Origin of the sequence: Bradyrhizobium sp. NAS96.2, from assembly GCF_001908235.1 — a bacterium.
Lineage (GTDB): Bacteria > Pseudomonadota > Alphaproteobacteria > Rhizobiales > Xanthobacteraceae > Bradyrhizobium.
Genome location: NZ_LGHK01000132.1, coordinates 1 through 19289, shown reverse-complemented (window position 1 = coordinate 19289; position 19289 = coordinate 1). Strand labels below are relative to the sequence as shown.

Genomic DNA, 19289 nt, shown 5'->3' with positions numbered 1-19289 from the left:
GATTTGCCGAGCCACACGATTACTGCAATCAACAGCTTGCTACTCGTACACAAGGTGATCTTCTTCCGCGATCAGGATCATCTCGACGATCCGGAGCAGGAACGCTTTGCTATACGTTTGGGAAAGCTTGTACCGCATCCGACGCTCGCTACCACCGAGGGAACGACGTCAATCATCGAGCTCGATTCAGCCCGCGGAGGTAGTCGGGCTGACGTGTGGCACGCAGATGGGACGTTCACCGCTGCCTATCCCAAAATCTCGGTGCTGCGAGCCATTGTGATCCCACCCTTTGGGGGCGATACGGTGTGGTCGAACACCGCGGCTGCTTACCTGGATCTGCCGCTGCCGCTGCAACGGCTTGCCGATGAACTCTGGGCAGTTCATACCAACGCCTTCGATTACGCCGGAACGGCTCGTGTCCGCGAAGTCGACAAGAAGCATTTTGATGAGGTCTTTACCAGAACCATCTTTGAGACCGAGCATCCCGTCGTGCGCGTCCATCCCGAGACCGGCGATCGGGCGCTGGTGCTCGGCGATGTGGTACAGCGTTTTGTTGATATCCCCAAACGCGATGGCCAGAAGCTGTTCGACCTATTCCACTCCCATATCACGGCACCTGAGAACACCGTGCGCTGGAACTGGAAGGCAGGCGATGTCGCGATCTGGGACAACCGCGCAACACAGCATTACGCGGTCAATGACTACGGCGACCAGCATCGCGTCATGCGTCGCGCCACGATCGAAGGTGATGTGCCCGTCAGCGTCGACGGCCGAGCCAGTGTAACGCGCCACAAGGTCACCAAGCAACCACCAATGGTGGTGACCTAGCCTAATCAAATTCACGGTAGTTCGCTGTGCAGATTCTGTCCATTGCGCTTTCGCCTCTTTCTAAATCCACAGACTAAGCGGCCCGCGTGGCGAAGCAAGACCGCGTGTACGGAGCTTGGCGGCGCAGGAGCCCGTTCGAGAGATGGAGTATGGTCTGCCCGAGGTCAAGCGGGGTCCAGTCTCAGCCGGCAGGTGTGAACGTCGACCACTGGGAAGGGCTTGTCCATCAGACGATTCTCCCATGCTCCATCGCGATACGCTTTCGCTCCGCCGGACAGCGGACGCGGGGGCTCCATAGATCCTCTTCAGGCCGATACCGGACGAGAAGCCGACGCTAGCACGCGCCTCGTAATTGCTCTGAACGACGAGTCCGGGCCATGTCTTCGCCATCGAAGCAAGGAGTATGCGATTGTTCGACGCCAGACCCATTATCGATCCTTATCCGCTTAGGCCTTATGTCGGCTGGGCAGGCAACCGCAATAAGGATGCGATCCTAAAAGCGTGCGAAGAGCTCTTTCCTACTAAGGGTGACGCCCTTGAAATCGCGACTGGAGCCGGATTACATATCAACTACCTCGCGCCCCATTTCCTGCACATTCGGTTTCAGCCTTCCGATTACGATCAAGGTGTCTTCGAGACCATCAAAAGGAAGCGCCTCGAAGGCGATAACAATAACGTTGCTGATCCCGTTCTGGTCGACCTCACGGTCCCGTCAACTTGGCCGGATGCCCGTGAGCAGCTCTACGACGTCATCTTCGTCATCAACATCTTCCATGTTGCCCCCGTCTCGATCGCCGAAGGCATTGCTGCGCTTGGCGCAAAGCTCCTGAAACCAACCGGCTTCATCGCTATCTATGGTCCCTTTAAAATTGACGGATACCACGTCGTCGAACGAGGCATTCGACAGGGAGATTCGGGCGGCCGGCGTGCCCGAATGGGTCTCAAAGACGTGCGGGATATTGAAAGGGAGGCCCGGAAGCATGGGCTGGCGCTCAAACGGCGATTGGCTTTGCCCGCCAGCAACTTCATTCTTGTCTTCGGTGGGTCCTAAACGGCAGCTCAGCCTCTCCAGTGCATAGTGCGGCGAGTACCGCCATTTCGCACTCGTGTCGCCTTTTAGATCTACCGAATGCCAGACGCTTGTCGATGAATGACTACCGGTCGAGAGTTCGCGACTAGCCGAGGGCGTGCAAGGCCCAGGCGTGCCAATCCTGCCGATCGGACTCGCCACCCGTGGTGCATTTCATTGGCTAATAGCTCGGGCGCAAGATGCGGAACCCTCGCTAGTTCAGGTCGGTGCCCGTTGCGATGAGACTGCATCGTTCATCAAGGCGTTGAGCGACCGCAACCGTTTCAATTCATCGACATGCAAAAGGATGATCGGGATTAATCCAGATCAAGAATGTGTTCTATCAAGACAATCGATTTTACCAGTTTTGGCGAATGGCGGATAGCAAACGTTAGTTTAAACAGCTCAGGAGTATCCCGATGACGATCGCCCTTCACGCTGACTTCGAAAAGAGTTGTCTGACGTACGTCGAGCATTAGGAGGCTGCGATGTTGGCGGTCATTTTGGCGAGCGGTTTCTGCGGATTGCTGCTGGGACGCTGTTTCAAGGTCTATGTATGCTTCCCTGCAACCCTAATTTTGATCCCGGCAGCCTATTTTGTCGGGTACAGGAGCGGTCTGACGCGCGCAATTCTGATCTTCGTCTTAAGTTCTACTATTATGCAGTTGTGTTACTTGATTGGCGCGGCGAGCGACCTCATCATTGAACGCGTCCGGTCTCAAAGATCTCGAACCGAAGATTGCATCTAACAAGTGCGACGCGCGCCGCGCGACGATCAGTTGCTTGTTGTTGCTGGTGATGTTGTGCGGCTTGAGCAGACCTCGGTCGAGCTGGCGCGATGCTGCCGGTCCACTTACGCCGCAGTCATCATTTCTTTCCGAGCAGGTCCTTCAGCGCCGCATACTCCAGCATGGCGTCGGCCAGCAGCCACCTCAACCGCGTGTTTTCATCTTCCAGCCTCTTCAACCGCCTGGCTTCTGACATCTCCATCCCACCGAACTTCGCCTTCCATTTGTAGATGCTGACATCGCTTATACCGTGCTTGCGGCATAGATCAGCGACCGAAACACCGGCGTCGTGCTCCTTCAAAATTTCGAGAATCTGCTCTTCCGAAAAGCGGCCGCGCTTCATACTCTGGTGCTCGTCTTATGCCAAAACGAACTTCTAGGCGTCGGCAAAGAGCGCGGCTTTGTCACCCCATCCTCCCGTATTGTTGTATCCACCCGCGAATCTGGCGCATGCCGCGCGGAAGGGTTCCTGACACTTGGCATTGAGATCCTTTGAGGCGGTCGGCGCAACCGAGATCGTGACGGAGCTAGCGGCGGCGTCACCTCACACGTCGCATTCAGCCTATCTGCTTAGATCGGTTTGGTCGGTGCAGTTTAGCCGGATGAAATTCGCCAACGGTCTCCGGCCGGCCATCGCGTGTGGATACTGAGCCGATCAGCGATCCCACAATGGCTCCTGACAAGGCCACTCATCTTACTGAGTCTAAGACTCTGGACATTCGTACTCTTTTTGTGCTGTTAGCCGCTTTTGTTGCTCGTTAGCCTCGGCTCGAGAACCTACAACTTGACGCTACGTGCGATTCAACCCTTTTTGAGCCCTGCTGGCGCATATTTCTAAATTCGCCTCTCACCTGCGAAGCGCATGATGCCGATCGGCATCACTGCCAGCATGGCATCATTATATTTGAACGGAGGCGTCGGCATGCCCGGCCGGCTCGAAGACAATCTGCGGCACAGCCCATTTCTCAGCGCTTGATCAGCATCTTCGGCGAGGCGCCGGGGTCAGAACCACGTCGGGATGTTTCGCGTCGTCGTTATCGAGCCGATCCCGGATGACAAAACGTTGTTGAAGTCGAGTCCGCCCGTGAGCGCGATCTTTGGGTCTGGCGGCAGCATCACCTCGGCCTCGGCGCGGGGCCTCACGACGAGAAGTCTCGCGAAGATCAGAGCTGTACTGGACGTCCGGTGGTTGACTACGGCCGCCGCAGCGCGTTAGCTCAAGGCCACCACCCCTAGTCTTCGGCTCAATCAGCATCGCTTGATGGCATAGCCATGCAGCCGAATCCGGCCGGGGGTCCCGATCGGCCTTGATGATGCGTGAGGAATCGACGGCCGGAGACAACCGAGACGCTGCGCGGCTCGGTTCGACAAGAGCCCGGTGCGGCGCCAGGCACACGCACAAAAGAGGATCAACCGAAGCAGCTCAAGCTCGTGGAAGCTGGACCTCATCTCTGGTCTTTGCCAGAGCATCGTAGATTCTGATCTGAAGCATAGGAAAGCGCTTCTTTAGCTCCTCCGCTCCTGCCCAAGCTGCATCTCTGCTCGCAAATTCGGTTTTCAATCGGCCATCGACCTCAAGCGCATAGCCAGAAGCAGGCAGTCCACGTGTGGGGGCGACCATTTTGTTCCTTTCGCAGGTTAGTCTGATCGATGACCACTGCTTAACCTGAGTCGCCCGGACCGAGCCAGCAAGTCGGAGACTGGCATCTTCTGCAAGGTCGGAGATGCAGGGGAATGCCGATGTCGGAAGTCCGGTCAGAATTCGTACAAATACCGCCTAGGAAACCATTTGCGCCGACCGAATAGTAGACGAGCTGAGGCTTGCCATTGGCGCTTTTAGCGGCGCAGAACGCCCGCATCCGTCACACGATTGCATTGCTATCGACGCTGGTGCCCTCGAGAAAGACTACGGGGCGCTTTTGCCTTTGGTCAGCCCCTGTAGGGTTCGGCTGAGTGCCCCCCTCATCGAAAGGATGACCAATAATCACCATGACGAACCAATGCGTGCAAGGTTGAGCCACATCAACGGTGTCGACCTCCCGATGTGCGACGATCGGGCCGTCGCTCATCAAGCAAATCTGAACCGCATGCGTCGAGCATTCACCTCATGGCTTCGCCGGCCAGCCCTTTTGGGATGGCGGGATATCGCGTCGGCACCGTTCGATTGCGCGTCGAGCTTGCCGTGATCGATGACAAGCGACGTCCCCTGGGCTTCCCCTGCATTCGCCGCGCGGATGGGTGGCTCGATTTAGACACGATGCAACCCGTAGCAGCAGAGCCGACACACTGGCGCTACAGGCAGCCAGACGTGCTGCCGAAGAGCTGCTGCTGACTGTGGCGCGGATTGACCCATCAGCAGGTTAGCTCTCCTGATCTTGCGACGCTAACCATCGCATCCGCGGTTTTACTGGTGTGTTTCCACTACTTCGATCGGCCGTGATCACTGACTGGCTGGTCATCGGCGATCGCGCGCCAGGCTGCGCCATCGAGATCGTCATACTGCCCGCTCTTGAGCGACCAGAGAAAGCCGAGCAGCCCTACAAAGCCCAGCGCGAGTGCTAGCGGCACCAGAAAGACCAGCACCTCCATCAGATCGCCTCCCTCGCTCGCGCTCTCAGCGCGTTGAGCATCACGATCACCGACGAACCCGACATCGCCGCCGCTGCGATCAGGGGCGTGACAAGGCCGGCGATCGCGATCGGTACCGCCAGCACGTTGTAAACGACGGCAAGCCAGAGATTTTGCCGCATCAGCCGCAGCGCCTTGCGCGACACCTTGACCGCTGCCAGCACCGGCGCAAGACGCTCGCCGACAAAGACCGCATCCGCGACCGCTTGACTCATGTGCGTAGCCGTAACGGGAGACATCGAAGCGTGGGCCGCAGCGAGAGCAGGCGCATCGTTCAGGCCATCGCCGACCATTAGCAGCTTGCAGCCCTGGCGCGCCAGCTCGTCGATCCGGGCGATCTTATCGACCGGAGATACCTCGGCGCGCCATTCATGCACGCCGAGCACTTCGGCCGTCAGGCGGACCGCAGGTTCGCGATCCCCGGACACGATCTCGACGGCGATGCCCATGCGCGCCAGCCCTGCCACCACCTCAGCCGCGTCCGGCCGTAGCCTCTGCCGGACTGCGAAGGCATATTTGCTCTCGCCGTGGCTGAATGCGACGATGGAAGCCTCCGGATCGCGGCATAAAATCCCGTTGGCCAGGTCGCCCGCGCCGCAGAATGACGGGCGGCCCAGCCGGATCGGACGCCCCTCATGAAAGCCGTGCACGCCCTGGCCCGGCTCTTCCTGGATGTCGGGCAACGGTGAGGCGACGCCCGCCCTGCGCGCGACGGCGGCAGCGACCGGGTGCCGGCTCGAGAGTGCCAACCGGCCTGCAAGCTTCACAACATCGTGCGGGATTTCCGCAAGATTGGCGACATCGAGCTCGGGCAGCGTCAACGTCCCTGTCTTGTCGAAGATGACCCGATCGATCTCGGCGATACGCTCGATCGCATCGCCGGCGTTGAGCAGCACGCCTGAGCCAAACAGCGCGCCGGATGCAACGGTCTGCACGGCGGGAATGGCAAGACCCAGGGCGCAGGGACAGGTGATGATGAGGACTGCAATCGCTGTCACGATCGAATCATGAAAACTTGCGCCATAGGCCAGCCAGCCGATCATCGTGAGCAACGCGGTCGCGTGTACGACCGGGGCGTAGAGCCTCGAGGCCCGCTCCGCAAGACGCAGATAGCGCGAGCGCGCCTGTAGCGCGTGATCGAGCAGCCGGCTTATCTCGTCGAGCAGCGTTCCGCCCGAGGCCGCCGAAGCGCGGACACGCAACGTGCCGGAACGGATCACCGTGCCCGCGAACACCGCGCTGCCGGGCGCCGCCATTGCCGGCAAGGTTTCGCCCGTGATCAGGCTCTGATCGATCTCCGAGCGGCCCTCGATCACATTGCCATCGACCGCGCAGCGCTCTCCGGGCCGCAGCAGAACGATGTCGCCGGGGCGGATCGCGGCTGCCGGGACTGTCTTGATCTCGGTTGGACTGACGAACTTCGTCGCCGTCTCCGCCTTGAGGGCAGCCAGGTTGCCGGCAAAGGCGCGAGTGCGCCGCCGCATGTTCTGGTCGAGAAAACGACCGGCAAGCAGAAACGCGATCAGCATGATCGCGGCATCGAAATAGGCATGTTCGGTGTGGTTTACGGTCTCGATCACCGAAGTCGCCAGCGCAAGCACGATGCCGATGCTGATCGGCACGTCCATGTTGACGCCGCGCGCCCGCAGCGCTGACAGCGCCGACGAGAAGAAGGGCTGCGCCGAGTAAGCGGCCGCGGGCAGCACGATCAGCGCCGACAGCCAGTGGAAGAAGTCGCGCTGCTCGGGCAGCATGTCGGAAACGTTACCGGACCATACCGGGACTGACAGCATCATGACATTCATCGCCGCAAAGGCGGCGACACCCAGCCGGCGCAACAAGCCCTGCGCCCGCTGTGCCTCCAGCGTTTCGGCATTGTCCCGCTCGAAGGGATAGGCCTTGTAGCCGAGATCGGCGAGCCGGCTCACAAACATCGCCGGATCGAACGCTCCGGCTTTCCATTCCAGCGCCAGACGACTGTCAGTCAGGTTCACGCGAGCCGAGGCGACGTCGGGAATGCTTGCGAGATTGCGCTCGATCTTGGCCATGCAGCCAGCGCAACTGATGCCCTCGACCGCGAGATCGAGATGAACGAGGCCGGATCCCGTGTCCTTCAAATAGTGCGAGAAATCGATATCCGCCTGCATAGGATGCACCCTCAGTTCAGCAGGATTCGATTCTTCGACAGGAACATGCGGCGGCCGTCAGCGTCGCCCTCGATGACGAGGTCCCACTGCCCGGCGGCGACGCCATCGGCGCGGCCGTTATAGCTCCCCCCCCCCAGCCTCGGCGATCTCGATCGCCCGGTCTGCGCGACGATCGATCGGCCGCTCGAGCCGAACGAGGAAACTCATTCCCGTCAGCGGCGCTCCGGCGTGGTCGCGCGCCTCCAATACAATTGCCGCGCTGCCGTCAGGCCGCCGACCGATATGCGCCTGGACTTGCCAGTCGCGCTCGTTCTGCTGTCTGGCCGCGTCGATCTCGCGCTGATAGGCGAGGCTGGCGCTGTAGGCGCTGTCGACCTCGGTGCCCGGAAGAGTCGTGATGGCAAGACGCATCATGACCATGTTCACGCTGATGACGACGGCAAAGAATGCGGTCGTCATGACCAGGACGAAACGTCCGGTGATGGGTCGCGCGGCTTGACTGGAGACTGTCATGATGAAATTCCGTGATTAGGGAAGGACGAAGTGGTCGGTCGCGGAGGCGACCTCTCCGAGACCGATATCAGTGACGCGGAATGTGACCGGTACCGACTTTTCGGCTTTTTCATCGAACGGTGCCGTCACCAGCACGCGCATCTCGGTAGTGGTGTCGCGCGGAAGGACAATCATCGGACGATCAGGAGTTACCGAATCGGCGCCGATGACATGCAGCTTTGCATCCGCCGGACCGTCGACATCGATCGCAATCACACGATCGAAGCCGCGCTTGTTGAGGAATCGCAGCGTATAGCCGTTGCGGGCCGCCCCGTCGCTGAGCCGCACCGCGATCGGGTTGCGATCATGCAGCACGTTGACGTCGAGCAGGGTCCGCGACATCAAAGCGTAGAGCATCACCGCGCAGACCACGGTGATCAGGCCGGCATAGACCACCGTCCGTGCCCGAACCGGCTTGAAGATCTCTTCCTTGCCGGCGATGCGGCGCTGGACATTGATGTCGTTGTCGTATCCGATCAGGCCGGTCTTGCGGCTGACCTTGCTCATGACGGCATCGCAGGCATCGATGCACAGGCCGCACTGGATGCAGCCGAGCTGCGCGCCATCACGGATGTCGATGCCGGTCGGACACACGGCAACGCACTGGTTGCAATCGATGCAATCGCCGGCCTTCTCGCCGAGCGCGCGGATGTCGAACGCCTTCTTCACCGAGCAACGCGGCTCGCCGCGATCGTATTTATAGGTGACGTTGAGTGCCCATTCGTCGGTCAGCGCGGCCTGAATCCGCGGCCACGGGCACATATAGACGCAGACCTGCTCGCGCATGTAGCCGGCCAGCGAATAGGTCGACGCGGTCAGCATCGCGATCCAGACATGGGCGACCGCCGGCGCCTGAAAGGTCGCCAGGTCGCGGACCAGGGTCGGCGCATCGGCGAAATAGAGCACCCAGGCGCCGCCGGTCCACCAGGCGATCATCAGCCAGATCGTGTGCTTCAACACGCGGCGACCGGCGCGCTTTGCGGTCATTGGGCCTGCATCGGCCTTGATCTGGGCGCGGCGGTCGCCTTCGACCAGCCGCTCGACCGCATAGAAAAGATCCGTCCAAACCGTCTGCGGGCAGAGATAGCCGCACCAAATCCGGCCACCCAGTGCGTTCATCAGAAACAAGGCGAGAGCAGCGAGCACCAAAAGGCCGGTGAAATAGTAGATTTCCTGCGGCCACAGCTCGATGAAGAAGAAATAGAAGCGTCGGTTTGGAAAATCGATCAGGACCGCCTGGTCGGGCGCGCCGAGGCCCCGATGCCAGCGCACGAAGGGTAGCAGATAGTAGACGCCGAGACAGACGGCCATCAGCCGCCATTTGATCGAGCGGAATCGGCCGGAGACGCTCTGCGGGAAAACCTTCTTGCGAGGCGCATAAAGCGGCCCGTCTTCGTCGGCTACGAGTTCATCAGGCGGCACGGGCTTGTTCATGGGTTGCTCGAATGAGGCGCTCGTTGAAACCTACATCCCCGCACCATGTCCAGATTTGACCTCGGTCAATGATTCCGGCCCCCTCGCGGCGTGCTACTTGCCACCGCCTAATGAGTGCACATAGACCGCCAGCGCCTTGACGGTGACCGGGTCCAGACGGCCGACCCAGGCCGGCATCACGCCGGCGCGGCCGTTGGTGATGGTCTCGATCAACGTCTCCTCGTCGGAGCCATAGAGCCAGATCTTGTCGGTCAGGTTCGGTGCACCGAGTTCCTGGTTGCCCTTGCCGGCGTCACCGTGGCAGCTCGTGCAGTTCTCGGTGAAGATCTTCTCCCCTGCGGCAGCATCGAACTTCGGCGCCGTGGAGAGGCCGGAGAGCGAACGCACATAATTGGCGACGGTCACGATCTCGTCCTTCTTGAGAATCCCGTCACGACCGAATGCCAGCATCTGCCCTTCATGGGTCTTTGCGTGTCCCGAGCGTGCGCCGAACTGGATCGTCTGCATGATCTGGTCGAGCGAACCGCCCCACAGCCAGTCGTCATCGTTAAGGTTGGGATAGCCCTTCGCGCCGGCGCCGCCGCTGCCGTGGCACGGCGCGCAATTGTCGGCGAAGACGGTCTTGCCGCGGGCTCGAGCCAGTGCCAGCAGAACCGGATCCTTCTCGATGTTGGCCAGTGACGCGTTGCCGAGCACCGCCATCTTTTGACCGCGCAGCTTTTCGAGGTCGGCAAGGTCCGTCGCGACACTGGCGCGGGTGGAATAGTGAAACAGACCAGTGGTGTAGCCCGACACCAGCGGCCAAGCCGGATAGACGGCCCAGTAACCAATCGCCCAGATGATCGTTGCATAGAATGTCAGGACCCACCACCGCGGCAGCGGCGTGTTCAGTTCCTTGATGCCGTCCCACTCATGACCGGTCGTGCTGCGGCCGGAAACGCGGTCGATCTCATCGTGCTCGCTCATGATCGGTCAGTCCTCCCGCAGCGGCATCCGGGCTGCAGCATCGAAGAGGGATTTGTTGCGGGGCCAGAGCGCGTAGACGACGATCGCTATGAAGATTCCAACGAAGATCGGCGTACAGAGTGTGCCGACCAGGCTCGACGCAAAATTCTCGACTTGAATGATCGCTTTCATGCTCGCGGTCTCAGCGCAGATTGGCTTTTTCGTTGTAAAGCTTGAAGTCGACAAGCGTGCCGAGCATCTGAAGATAGGCGATCAGCGCGTCGAGCTCGGTCGGATTGCCGGCCTTGCCGTCGAAGTTGCGAAGCACCGCCTTCGGATAGCGCTTCTGGAACGCATCGGAACCCGCGCTGTCGGGATCGACCTGCGCCTTGAGATCGGCGGCCGCGTTGGCGATCTGCTCGTCGGTATAGGGAACGCCGACCGCGCGATTGGTCTGCAGATGGGCCACGACATCGGACAGGTCGAGCTCCATCTTCGCCAGCGACGGGTACCCGGGCATCACCGACTGCGGAACGATCGAGCGCGGATTGATCAGGTGAGTGACGTGCCAATCGTCCGAATATTTGCCACCGACGCGCGCCAGATCCGGCCCGGTGCGCTTGGAGCCCCACTGGAACGGATGGTCGTACATGCTTTCCGCAGCGAGCGAATAGTGCCCATAGCGCTCGACCTCGTCGCGCAGCGGCCGGATCATCTGCGAGTGGCAGAGATAACAGCCCTCGCGGACATAGATGTTGCGACCGGCGAGCTCAAGCGGCGTGTAGGGCCGCACGCCGTCGACCGCTTCGATCGTGCTCTTCAGGTAGAACAGCGGCGTAATCTCGACCAGCCCGCCGATGGCAATGACGACGAGAATGCCGGCGATCAGGATGGTCGAGTTCTTCTCAAAGATCTTGTGTCGATTCCAGAAGGACATTGCGCGACCTATTCGGCAGGCTGGAGGGCCGCGGCGCCCTCGGCTTCGCTGGCTTTGCCGGCATTGACCGTCATCCAGAGATTGACGGCCATGATCAGGGCCCCGATCAGGAACAACGCGCCGCCGGCTGCCCGAATGATGTAGAAGGGATGCATGGCCTCGACGGACTCGATGAAGGAGTATTCGAGAAAGCCCAGCGAGGTGTAGGCCCGCCACATCAGGCCCTGGAGGATACCCGAAACCCACATCGCGGAAATGTAGAGCACGATGCCGATCGTCGAGATCCAGAAGTGCCAGTTCACGAGCTTCAGGCTATAAAGCTGGCGATTCCACAGCCAGGGGATCAGGCAGTAGAGCGCGCCGAAAGAGACGAAGCCGACCCAGCCGAGTGCTCCGGAATGCACGTGGCCGATGGTCCAGTCAGTGTAGTGGCTCAGCGAATTGACCACCTTGATCGACATCATCGGCCCCTCGAAGGTCGACATGCCGTAGAAGGCGACCGACACCACCATCATGCGCAGCACGGGATCGGTGCGCAGCTTGTCCCAGGCGCCCGACAGCGTCATCAGGCCGTTGATCATGCCGCCCCAGGACGGCATCCAGAGCATGATCGAGAACGTCATGCCGAGCGTCTGCGCCCAGTCAGGCAGTGCCGTGTAGTGCAGATGATGCGGGCCGGCCCAGATGTAGAGGAAGATCAGCGCCCAGAAATGAATGATCGACAGCCGGTAGGAATAGACCGGACGCTGCGCCCGCTTCGGAATGAAGTAGTACATGATCGCCAGGAAGCCGGCGGTCAGGAAGAACCCGACCGCGTTGTGGCCGTACCACCACTGGAACATCGCATCCTGCACGCCGCCCCAGGCGATGTAGGACTTCGAGCCGAGGAAGGAAACCGGCAGCGCGGCATTGTTGCCGAGATGGAGCACCGCGATCGTGATGATGAATGCCAGGTAGAACCAGTTGGCGACGAAGATATGCGGCTCCTTGCGCTTCACCAGCGTCATCAGGAACACGAGCAGATACGTCACCCAGACGATCGTCAGCCAGAAGTCGGCGTACCATTCCGGCTCGGCGTATTCCTTCGACTGGGTCACGCCGAGCAGGTAGCCGGTGCCGGCGATCAGGATGAAGAAGTTGTAGCCGACCACCACGAACCAGGGCGCGAGGTCGCCGGCAAGGCGCGTGCGGCAGGTCTTCTGCACGACGTAGAACGAAGATGCGATCAGGACGTTGCCGCCGAACGCGAAGATTACGGCTGACGTATGCAGCGGCCGCAGCCGGCCAAATGTCGTCCAGGGCAGATCGAAATTCAGCGCCGGCCACGCCAGCTGCATCGCGATCATCAGACCCACGCTGAAGCCGGCGATACCCCAGAACATCGCCATCGCGGAAGCGAACTTGATTGGTCCGAGATAGTAGTTGGGACGCCCGCCGATCTCTGCCGGAGGCAATGCGGCCGGACGGTCAAGGTAGCGATTGCCAATCATGACCACGGAGATCAGGCTGGCGACACAAGCAAGCGACGCGTGAAAACTGAACGCCGCATCGTGCCCCATCGCCGCGCCCAGAAAGCTAGCGAAGGCAAATACCGCAAGTGCCGACGTCAAGCCGGCTTCGCCCATCGTCATCGACTTTGAAACGGAAGATGGACTGGTCATGTGGACGCTTTCTTTGGATGCGGTGGCGTCATGGAAACCACAATTTCGCCGCCAGCCACTTGATCGGTATCAATTTCTGCGCCATGCCGCGCGGCGTCGGCGCCGCGGCTCAGCGCCGTCAGGGTCAGTTCATTCGGACAATATCGTGCCGGACCGGCTCGCCTTTCCCGCGCGAGATCCGCGGCGCAGCGAGCCTTCTCATGGCATAGACCGCACACTCGCTGCAGATCACGCAACACATCGCAATGGAACGAAGCGAGCGTCTGCTCGGACAAACCTGCATGCTCGAGGCGCTTGCCGAGCAACTCCGGTGAACCTTGCTCACCGGCAAGCGCACGAAGGTCCGACGTCGAGAGATTGAGCTCGTGAGCGATCTCGTCGACCTCCCTGGCGGTCAACAGATCGAATTCGTGTCGACGCACAAGAAATGCTCGCAAGCGGGCGAGAAGCTTCTCAAATTGCGGCGAGCTATTGCCAGCTGATCGGTCGGTCATTTCGCCCCCCCTTTGCTCAACACCTCTAGCCGAAGGACCCGATTGTCGATTTGATCTTGATCAAGCACGCGATATTGCGGCAATCGATCGCGACGGCCGTCCAAGGGGCGCTAGCCGCCCCAGGCCGACGGCAAGGCCGGCGGCGTTCGAAGCTCCATGGAATCGGCAAAGATCGTCCAGTCGCGGACGCCCTTCTGTCTGCAGAAGTCGGCCTCGGCCAGCTGTGCAGCCGCGGAAAGCGAGACCGCGTCGACCTTGAACGCTGCCTGGCAGGCGCGATGTTCGTGGCCGGTATCGTCGCAAACCGTCTTGATGAAACGAACGTCAAATGATGTCATGGCACCCTCGCATGGGCTGATTCCTTGCTCATGCTGCCATTGGTACGAGACACCCGTATTGATCTGCCGCAACGGAATGCTCTGAGGCGCGGCTATCTTACCGCCAGGAACACGAGCGACGCGCTATTCGCGACGTACGGCTCACATGGTCAGGAACTACGAACGGACCGGACGAGTACTATTTGTGGTCAGATGTCCAGCCTGTGGACGACGGCCGGACTGCCGGTATTGACGTTGCTTTGCTGCTGACGGTCCATCCGGAGGCAACGACCGCGAAGCCCACGATCACCAAGATCGCAATCAATGTTGCGGCGAAACCCACGACATCGGCGCCGACCACCGCAGTTGCGGTCAACGGGATCAGAATGCTTACGGGGCGAAGGATCATCCTGCCGTCTCCTTTGCTTTGGCTGCTCGTTCGTCTTCCGCGGATTGGATATAGAAGCCGGAATAAGTGTCGACGTAGCATAGATGATCGTGCACTTCCTTGACGCCGGCGACATTCTCCGCCGCGACAATTGCCGCCTGCCTCGCCCGCTCGTCCACGATGATCCCCCGCATGTGCACCACGCCGTTGCGCACCGCGACTTGCAACCCGAGCGGACACCAATTTGCACCGTCGAGTGCCCGCACGATGCGATCGTGGACGTGCTTGTCATCAGCCGTCGGATCCGGGATCTGGTGCGCGATAGACGCGACTGCCCGCAGCAGATCGGCACGTGTCACGAGGCCAACGAGGCGCCCCTCGCGCATCACTGGCAGCCGTTTGACGCTCATCTTCTCCATGAGATCGACCAGATCAGGTAAGGACATTTCTTCCGTCACGGTGACAGGATCACACGACATCATCTCTCCGACCTTCCGCCCGCGCTCGTGGACAAAGTCCGCGGCTGCATGACCGGAGCCGAGAAGGAACTGAAGCCAGCGGCCACGCCGGCGTTGCGTGCCGATCTCGCTTCGCCGCAAAAAGTCGCTTTCCGACAGGATTCCGACCAGTCTTCCAGACAATTCGACCACCGGCATACCGCTGACATGATGATCCATCATCAACTTGGCGGCCTCGATAATGGAGGTCTCGGTTCCAACAGTAATGAGATGTCTCGTCATGATCTGGTGTGCGCGCATAGCCATCTCCTTTCAACGCCCACGCCGAGCTTGCACATGATCGGCGCGTTCATCTTGATCTTTCTCAATGCCCGCACTTGATGCGAATCAAGGCGCTACGACCGATGATCGAAGATATTGGCAGTTAGTCAGGAGAACAAAATCATGTTGCAGACTCTGGTCGCCTCGATCGGAGCGCTCGCGATCGTTGTCGTGTCCCTCGTCCGGATGATCTTGCACGCAAAGCGGCCTTCGTTGAGCCAGCCGGCCGGGTCCAGCCGCCCTCGGCACCATCGCCGTTGCCCGTTCTAGGCCGCCGACGCCGCCTCGACGGTGCACCGGAATTTTGACGTGCATCAATGCGGCACGATGCGTCCCGCCAGACGATTCCGTTCGAGCCGTGCGATCCGGAAAGCTATCGAGTTGACGCACATCAACACGCAATTGCCGGACGTATGGAAAGCAGGGCCTTCCTCAATGAAGGAGGTGAACATGACACACCACAGCGAAGCCCGTACCATCTCCGACGCCATCCAAAGCTATGCGAAGCGCGCGATGACCGTCCAGTCGGAATTCTCGGAGAAATTGGTCGAGGCAAACCAGCACTGGTTCGAGCAGATGCAGATCGAATCGAACGAGGCCTGGGAGCTCTTCCGCAGGTTCAATTCCACCGCCTCGGTCGCCGAGAAGATCACAGCGCTGCAGGACCGGGCCAAGGGCGTTACCGCGCGTAGCGCGAACGACGCGATGTATGCAATCGAGACCGCGCGTTCGCTGGGCACGATCGAGTTGAACCTGTTTGCACGAAAGACCAGCAGTGTCGACGAGGCTACTCAGAAGGCCGCCTGACATGCCCGTACCGGACGCTCCAGAGCGCCCAGGGCCCGGCGTCAGCGAGACATGGGAGGCGGTCGCGACGCCCCCCTTCGATCGAGACCTTGAACTCGCCTTCATCGAAGGTAACGCGATTCACAAGCTCGTCCTCCCCCGCCGCCGCATCCTGGGCGGCTGGATGAAGGCGGGGACCATCGAAAGCATCCTGGTGCAGCCGACGCTTTGGCGTGCCTGGGTCAAATAGGTCGTCCGCCCACTGTCTTGAACAGAGCAGCCAGTGGCAGCACGCTTCCGGACGTTGTAACATCAAATAGGTTGAGGGCTTTGCCGGGGAAATATGTCCGACCGCATTTGGTACCGCTATGGCACTGCCGCGGCAGCGGCCGCACTCGTATTTGCTGTGCGCGCGGGACTAGATAACTATTTCGAGGACCGGACCTTCACGATCATCTTTGTCCCGGCCGTGCTTTTTGCCGCTTTCGCCGGCGGCCGCGGTCCGGCGATCCTCACCACCCTGCTCTGCCTCGTCATCAGCGCCAATTTCCTCGGCAGGAGCCTGGTCACCGAACCTGCCAATCTGATCGATATCGCCTGTTTTGCTATCCTCGGCCCGATCCTTGGCTTTATGGGTGACCGGCTACTGATGAAGAGCGATCAGGCCCGAAATCGCCAAGCCCATCTGCAGTCGATCCTCGACACGGTCCCTGATGCGATGATCGTCATCGACGACCGCGGCATTATTCGCTCCTTCAGCGCTGCAGCCGAGCGCTTGTTTGGCTGGAAAGCGGACGAGGTCGTCGGACAGAACGTTTCGAACCTGATGCCCCGGCCGTATCGCGGCGAGCACGACCGCTATCTCGAGCGTTACCTTACGACCGGCGAGCGGCACATCATCGGCATTGGCCGTATCGTTGTCGGGGAACGAAGTGACGGCTCGACGTTCCCGATGGAGCTCGCCGTCGGCGAGGCCAAGGTAAGCGGAGAGCGCTTCTTCACCGGCTTTATCCGCGATCTCACCGAGCGTCGAGCGCAGGAACGGCGGCTTCAGGAGCTGCAGTCCGAGCTGGTCCATGTGTCGCGATTGACCGCCATGGGTGAGATGGCGTCCTCAATCGCGCATGAGATCAACCAGCCGCTGTCAGCCATCACGAACTATATGCGCGGTGCGAAGACGCTGCTGGCGTCGGAGATACCGGATGCTACCCGCATTCGGGACGCGCTCGAGCGGGCCGCGCAGCAAGCGCTACGGGCCGGCGACATCATCAAGCGCCTGCGCGAATTTGTCGCGAAGGGCGAGACCCAACAGTCCCTGGAGAGCCCGGTGACCTTGCTCGAAGAGGCTGTCGCACTAGCGCTGCTCGGCGCCAAGGAGCAGGGCGTGCGGGTGGCGATCCGCAGCGACCGGGACATGCCCCCGATCATCGTCGATAAAATCCAGATTCAGCAGGTCGTGCTCAACCTGGTTCGCAATGCGATCGAGGCGATGGCCTCGGGCCCGCGCCGCGAATTGACCGTCGGCGTCTCCAAGACTAACGGTGTTGCGACGTTTACCATTGCTGATACCGGCCCGGGCATCAGCCCCGATATCGCGGACCGTTTATTTCAGCCCTTTATCACGACCAAGGAGCATGGCATGGGCGTCGGCCTCTCGATCTGCCGGACCATCATCGAATCCCATGGCGGACACATCGATGTGGTGCCAAACGCTGGAGGTGGCACGGTTTTTCAGTTCATCCTCCCCTTCGCGGAGGACGGGGAAGAAGAATCATGACAACGCGGCGTACAATTCTCGTGATCGACGATGATCCAGCTATGCGCGACTCACTAGCCTTCCTTCTTGACGTCAACGGCTTTGCCGTAACGTCTTATGAGACGGCAACCGATTTTCTCGATCATCTCGCCGGCGGCACAGTCGACTGCATTGTATCTGATATCCGTATGCCCGGCATGAGCGGCCTCGAATTGGTCCGCAAACTCAAGGCCGACGCGGTCGCATGTCCCGTCATTCTGATGACTGGCCATGGAGACGTCGCACTCGCGGTGGAGGCGATGAAGGCAGGCGCGGTTGACTTCATCGAAAAGCCGTTCGAGGACGAGGCGCTCTTGCGTGCAATCGGCGACGCCTTGCAAACACAGTCGGCGGCCCCCGCTGACGGTACGGTCAAGCGCGAGGCCGAGGCTCGCCTTGTGGATCTCTCGCCGCGCGAACGTGACGTTCTGCGGGGGCTCGTGGCGGGCAAGATCAACAAGGTGATCGCCCACGACCTTGGCATCAGCCCACGAACAGTCGAGGTTTACCGGGCTAACCTGATGGCCAAGACTAATGTGCGCAGCGTGTCGGAATTGATGCGGATCGCGATCGCTGCTGGGCTCTAGACATCCCTAGAAAGCGATCATTCAAGGCTGCTCGTCCATGGAGATCAAGACGCGCCAAGCCCACGCTGGTGAGGCAGCACATGGGCAAGCGTATCCCGGAATTTCGAGCCATGTATCGCCGCTCGCAAAGGCATAAGCAATTATTCATTGCGGGCGTCACCTGCCGCCAGAACGCAACATTGCATCGGATTGACGATAGATCGCCCTGCTCGTTGCCATGCGAAAACGGAACCCTGCTGCAGGATTCCGATAGGGGCTTTTATCGCGAGTTAAATCTCGCGCTTCAATAGTCCGTGCCGGCTTTCAGGCGAGCCCATAATGGCTTTGCCCATGCCCAGGTCAGATCGGGCAACCCGTTTGCGGCAAACCGGTTGGTGAAACGCGATGAATTTCAAGATCTCTCTTGCGCAGCGCATCGTCGAGCGGGGGCGACGCGGAGAGTGCGTTGAAGAGCATTTGCTGCCACTGGATTCGGGCAATCCGCGCACACGCACCGTCGCCCTCCAATTAGACTTGCGCACGGGCCGGCAGGCCGCGCTGATCGGTCTCAAGCAGCAGCTCAACGGCATCGCGCACGGTGGCAGTCGGCTTGATCGTCGCAAACGAGCTGCGCATCACATCCGTGGCGAGCTGCTATCTCCCCTATTCAACACATGTGTTGGCCACCATTGATCGAAAGCGTCGATCCGGTGATGAACCCTGCTTCGTCGGCTGCAAGAAACGCGACGGCACGGGCAATCTCTTCCGGCTTCCCCAACCGTCCGACCGGGATCTGCGGCAGAATGGAATTCTGCATGACATCAGCCGGCACCCCGGCCACCATCTCGGTGTTGATGTAGCCCGGGCAGATTGCATTGACCGTGATACCGAACCGCGCGCTTTCGAGCGCCAGCGCGCGAGTAAAACCGAGCTCGGCAGCCTTTGCCGCGGCATAGTTCGTCTGGCCGATCTGGCCCTTCTGCCCATTGATGGACGAGACGTTGATGATTCGCCCGAACTTGCGCGCCCGCATGCCCTCGATGAGGGGTCGGCACATGTTGAATAGCGAATCGAGATCGGTTCGTATCACCGCGTCCCATTGCGGCTTGGTCATTCGATGCAGCGTGGCGTCGCGCACGATACCGGCGTTATTGACCAGGATGTCGATCGGGCCA

20 protein-coding genes and 2 pseudogenes are annotated in these 19289 nt (G+C 60.4%); 8 read left to right on the top strand and 14 right to left on the bottom strand.

All coding sequences use genetic code 11. The annotated features are described in order from the left end of the window. Positions 1-828: TauD/TfdA dioxygenase family protein (locus tag AC628_RS26520; protein ID WP_074129761.1), on the top strand; the 828-nt coding region annotated here is incomplete at its 5' end. Positions 829-1237: 409 nt separating this feature from the next. Continuing rightward, positions 1238-1879 (top strand): DUF938 domain-containing protein, encoded by a 642-nt coding sequence (locus AC628_RS26515; protein WP_168193458.1) that lies wholly within the window; start codon positions 1238-1240, stop codon positions 1877-1879. Between the two features lie 888 nt (positions 1880-2767). Here the strand turns inward: AC628_RS26515 and AC628_RS26505 are convergent. The 13 genes and pseudogenes from AC628_RS26505 to AC628_RS26435 form a co-directional block, all read right to left on the bottom strand. Beyond that, positions 2768-3028: pseudogene (locus AC628_RS26505) on the bottom strand (transposase); the annotation flags it as partial. A gap of 2078 nt (positions 3029-5106) precedes the next feature. Beyond that, on the bottom strand, positions 5107-5274 hold the full coding sequence (ccoS, locus tag AC628_RS26485) for a cbb3-type cytochrome oxidase assembly protein CcoS (protein WP_074129752.1): 168 nt from the start codon (positions 5272-5274) through the stop codon (positions 5107-5109). After that, positions 5274-7460: a heavy metal translocating P-type ATPase gene (locus AC628_RS26480; protein WP_074129751.1), complete on the bottom strand. Its 2187-nt coding sequence runs from the start codon at positions 7458-7460 to the stop codon at positions 5274-5276. Before AC628_RS26480 ends, ccoS begins: the two co-directional genes overlap by 1 nt. Positions 7461-7471: 11 nt before the next feature. Next, positions 7472-7973 (bottom strand): annotated as a pseudogene (locus AC628_RS26475) (FixH family protein). A 15-nt stretch (positions 7974-7988) separates the two neighbouring features. Next, on the bottom strand, positions 7989-9446 hold the full coding sequence (gene ccoG, locus AC628_RS26470) for a cytochrome c oxidase accessory protein CcoG (RefSeq protein ID WP_074129750.1): 1458 nt from the start codon (positions 9444-9446) through the stop codon (positions 7989-7991). A 93-nt stretch (positions 9447-9539) separates the two neighbouring features. Beyond that, positions 9540-10412, bottom strand: a complete 873-nt coding sequence (ccoP, locus tag AC628_RS26465) for a cytochrome-c oxidase, cbb3-type subunit III (protein ID WP_074129749.1) — start codon at positions 10410-10412, stop codon at positions 9540-9542. Between the two features lie 6 nt (positions 10413-10418). Beyond that, complete coding sequence (locus tag AC628_RS26460) at positions 10419-10583, bottom strand: cbb3-type cytochrome c oxidase subunit 3 (RefSeq protein WP_074129748.1); 165 nt, start codon at positions 10581-10583, stop codon at positions 10419-10421. Positions 10584-10593: 10 nt separating this feature from the next. Beyond that, the gene (ccoO, locus tag AC628_RS26455; protein WP_074129747.1) at positions 10594-11328 is read right to left on the bottom strand and encodes a cytochrome-c oxidase, cbb3-type subunit II; all 735 of its coding nucleotides are present in this window, start codon (positions 11326-11328) and stop codon (positions 10594-10596) included. 8 nt (positions 11329-11336) lie between these two features. Further along, entirely contained in the window at positions 11337-12959 is a 1623-nt protein-coding gene (gene ccoN / locus AC628_RS26450) for a cytochrome-c oxidase, cbb3-type subunit I (protein WP_502689771.1), read from the bottom strand. A gap of 26 nt (positions 12960-12985) precedes the next feature. Beyond that, entirely contained in the window at positions 12986-13483 is a 498-nt protein-coding gene (locus AC628_RS44245) for a hypothetical protein (protein ID WP_168193457.1), read from the bottom strand. A gap of 110 nt (positions 13484-13593) precedes the next feature. After that, positions 13594-13821 carry a hypothetical protein gene (locus AC628_RS26440; protein WP_028332743.1) on the bottom strand — a complete coding sequence of 76 codons (228 nt, stop codon included), beginning with the start codon at positions 13819-13821 and terminating at the stop codon, positions 13594-13596. A gap of 178 nt (positions 13822-13999) precedes the next feature. Continuing rightward, complete coding sequence (locus AC628_RS43155) at positions 14000-14209, bottom strand: hypothetical protein (RefSeq protein ID WP_143201814.1); 210 nt, start codon at positions 14207-14209, stop codon at positions 14000-14002. Further along, the gene (locus tag AC628_RS26435) at positions 14206-14946 is read right to left on the bottom strand and encodes a CBS domain-containing protein (RefSeq protein WP_074129760.1); all 741 of its coding nucleotides are present in this window, start codon (positions 14944-14946) and stop codon (positions 14206-14208) included. Before AC628_RS26435 ends, AC628_RS43155 begins: the two co-directional genes overlap by 4 nt. A gap of 402 nt (positions 14947-15348) precedes the next feature. Here AC628_RS26435 and AC628_RS26430 point away from each other — a divergent pair, with 402 nt between their 5' ends. From AC628_RS26430 to AC628_RS46205, 6 genes are all read left to right on the top strand, one after another. Then, positions 15349-15774 (top strand): hypothetical protein, encoded by a 426-nt coding sequence (locus tag AC628_RS26430; protein ID WP_245321317.1) that lies wholly within the window; start codon positions 15349-15351, stop codon positions 15772-15774. Between the two features lies 1 nt (position 15775). Continuing rightward, the gene (locus AC628_RS26425) at positions 15776-16003 is read left to right on the top strand and encodes a hypothetical protein (RefSeq protein ID WP_074129745.1); all 228 of its coding nucleotides are present in this window, start codon (positions 15776-15778) and stop codon (positions 16001-16003) included. Between the two features lie 93 nt (positions 16004-16096). Continuing rightward, positions 16097-17530, top strand: coding sequence for a PAS domain S-box protein (locus tag AC628_RS26420; RefSeq protein ID WP_074129744.1), 1434 nt, complete (start codon positions 16097-16099; stop codon positions 17528-17530). Further along, complete coding sequence (gene fixJ, locus AC628_RS26415; RefSeq protein WP_074129743.1) at positions 17527-18135, top strand: response regulator FixJ; 609 nt, start codon at positions 17527-17529, stop codon at positions 18133-18135. The genes AC628_RS26420 and fixJ overlap by 4 nt, the downstream gene beginning before the upstream one ends. Before the next feature lie 80 nt (positions 18136-18215). After that, on the top strand, positions 18216-18425 hold the full coding sequence (locus AC628_RS43150) for a hypothetical protein (protein WP_143201813.1): 210 nt from the start codon (positions 18216-18218) through the stop codon (positions 18423-18425). A 94-nt stretch (positions 18426-18519) separates the two neighbouring features. Then, positions 18520-18807, top strand: coding sequence for a hypothetical protein (locus AC628_RS46205; RefSeq protein ID WP_502689770.1), 288 nt, complete (start codon positions 18520-18522; stop codon positions 18805-18807). On the opposite strand, the gene AC628_RS26405 is transcribed toward AC628_RS46205, so the two are convergent. After that, positions 18782-19289: SDR family oxidoreductase (locus AC628_RS26405; protein ID WP_074129742.1), on the bottom strand; the 508-nt coding region annotated here is incomplete at its 5' end. The genes AC628_RS46205 and AC628_RS26405 overlap by 26 nt on opposite strands.

Bases quoted from the DNA above. Each gene is read 5' to 3' on its own strand.
- AC628_RS26440 (WP_028332743.1), bottom strand. From the start codon at position 13,821: ATGACATCATTTGACGTTCGTTTCATCAAGACGGTTTGCGACGATACC.
- AC628_RS26460 (WP_074129748.1), bottom strand. From the start codon at position 10,583: ATGAAAGCGATCATTCAAGTCGAGAATTTTGCGTCGAGCCTGGTCGGC.
- AC628_RS46205 (WP_502689770.1), top strand. From the start codon at position 18,520: ATGAATTTCAAGATCTCTCTTGCGCAGCGCATCGTCGAGCGGGGGCGA.
- ccoO (WP_074129747.1), bottom strand. From the start codon at position 11,328: ATGTCCTTCTGGAATCGACACAAGATCTTTGAGAAGAACTCGACCATC.
- AC628_RS43155 (WP_143201814.1), bottom strand. From the start codon at position 14,209: ATGATCCTTCGCCCCGTAAGCATTCTGATCCCGTTGACCGCAACTGCG.
- fixJ (WP_074129743.1), top strand. From the start codon at position 17,527: ATGACAACGCGGCGTACAATTCTCGTGATCGACGATGATCCAGCTATG.
- ccoG (WP_074129750.1), bottom strand. From the start codon at position 9,446: ATGAACAAGCCCGTGCCGCCTGATGAACTCGTAGCCGACGAAGACGGG.
- AC628_RS26425 (WP_074129745.1), top strand. From the start codon at position 15,776: ATGCCCGTACCGGACGCTCCAGAGCGCCCAGGGCCCGGCGTCAGCGAG.
- ccoP (WP_074129749.1), bottom strand. From the start codon at position 10,412: ATGAGCGAGCACGATGAGATCGACCGCGTTTCCGGCCGCAGCACGACC.
- AC628_RS26480 (WP_074129751.1), bottom strand. From the start codon at position 7,460: ATGCAGGCGGATATCGATTTCTCGCACTATTTGAAGGACACGGGATCC.
- AC628_RS26420 (WP_074129744.1), top strand. From the start codon at position 16,097: ATGTCCGACCGCATTTGGTACCGCTATGGCACTGCCGCGGCAGCGGCC.
- AC628_RS44245 (WP_168193457.1), bottom strand. From the start codon at position 13,483: ATGACCGACCGATCAGCTGGCAATAGCTCGCCGCAATTTGAGAAGCTT.
- AC628_RS26435 (WP_074129760.1), bottom strand. From the start codon at position 14,946: ATGCGCGCACACCAGATCATGACGAGACATCTCATTACTGTTGGAACC.
- AC628_RS43150 (WP_143201813.1), top strand. From the start codon at position 18,216: ATGGGCAAGCGTATCCCGGAATTTCGAGCCATGTATCGCCGCTCGCAA.
- ccoN (WP_502689771.1), bottom strand. From the start codon at position 12,959: ATGACGATGGGCGAAGCCGGCTTGACGTCGGCACTTGCGGTATTTGCC.
- ccoS (WP_074129752.1), bottom strand. From the start codon at position 5,274: ATGGAGGTGCTGGTCTTTCTGGTGCCGCTAGCACTCGCGCTGGGCTTT.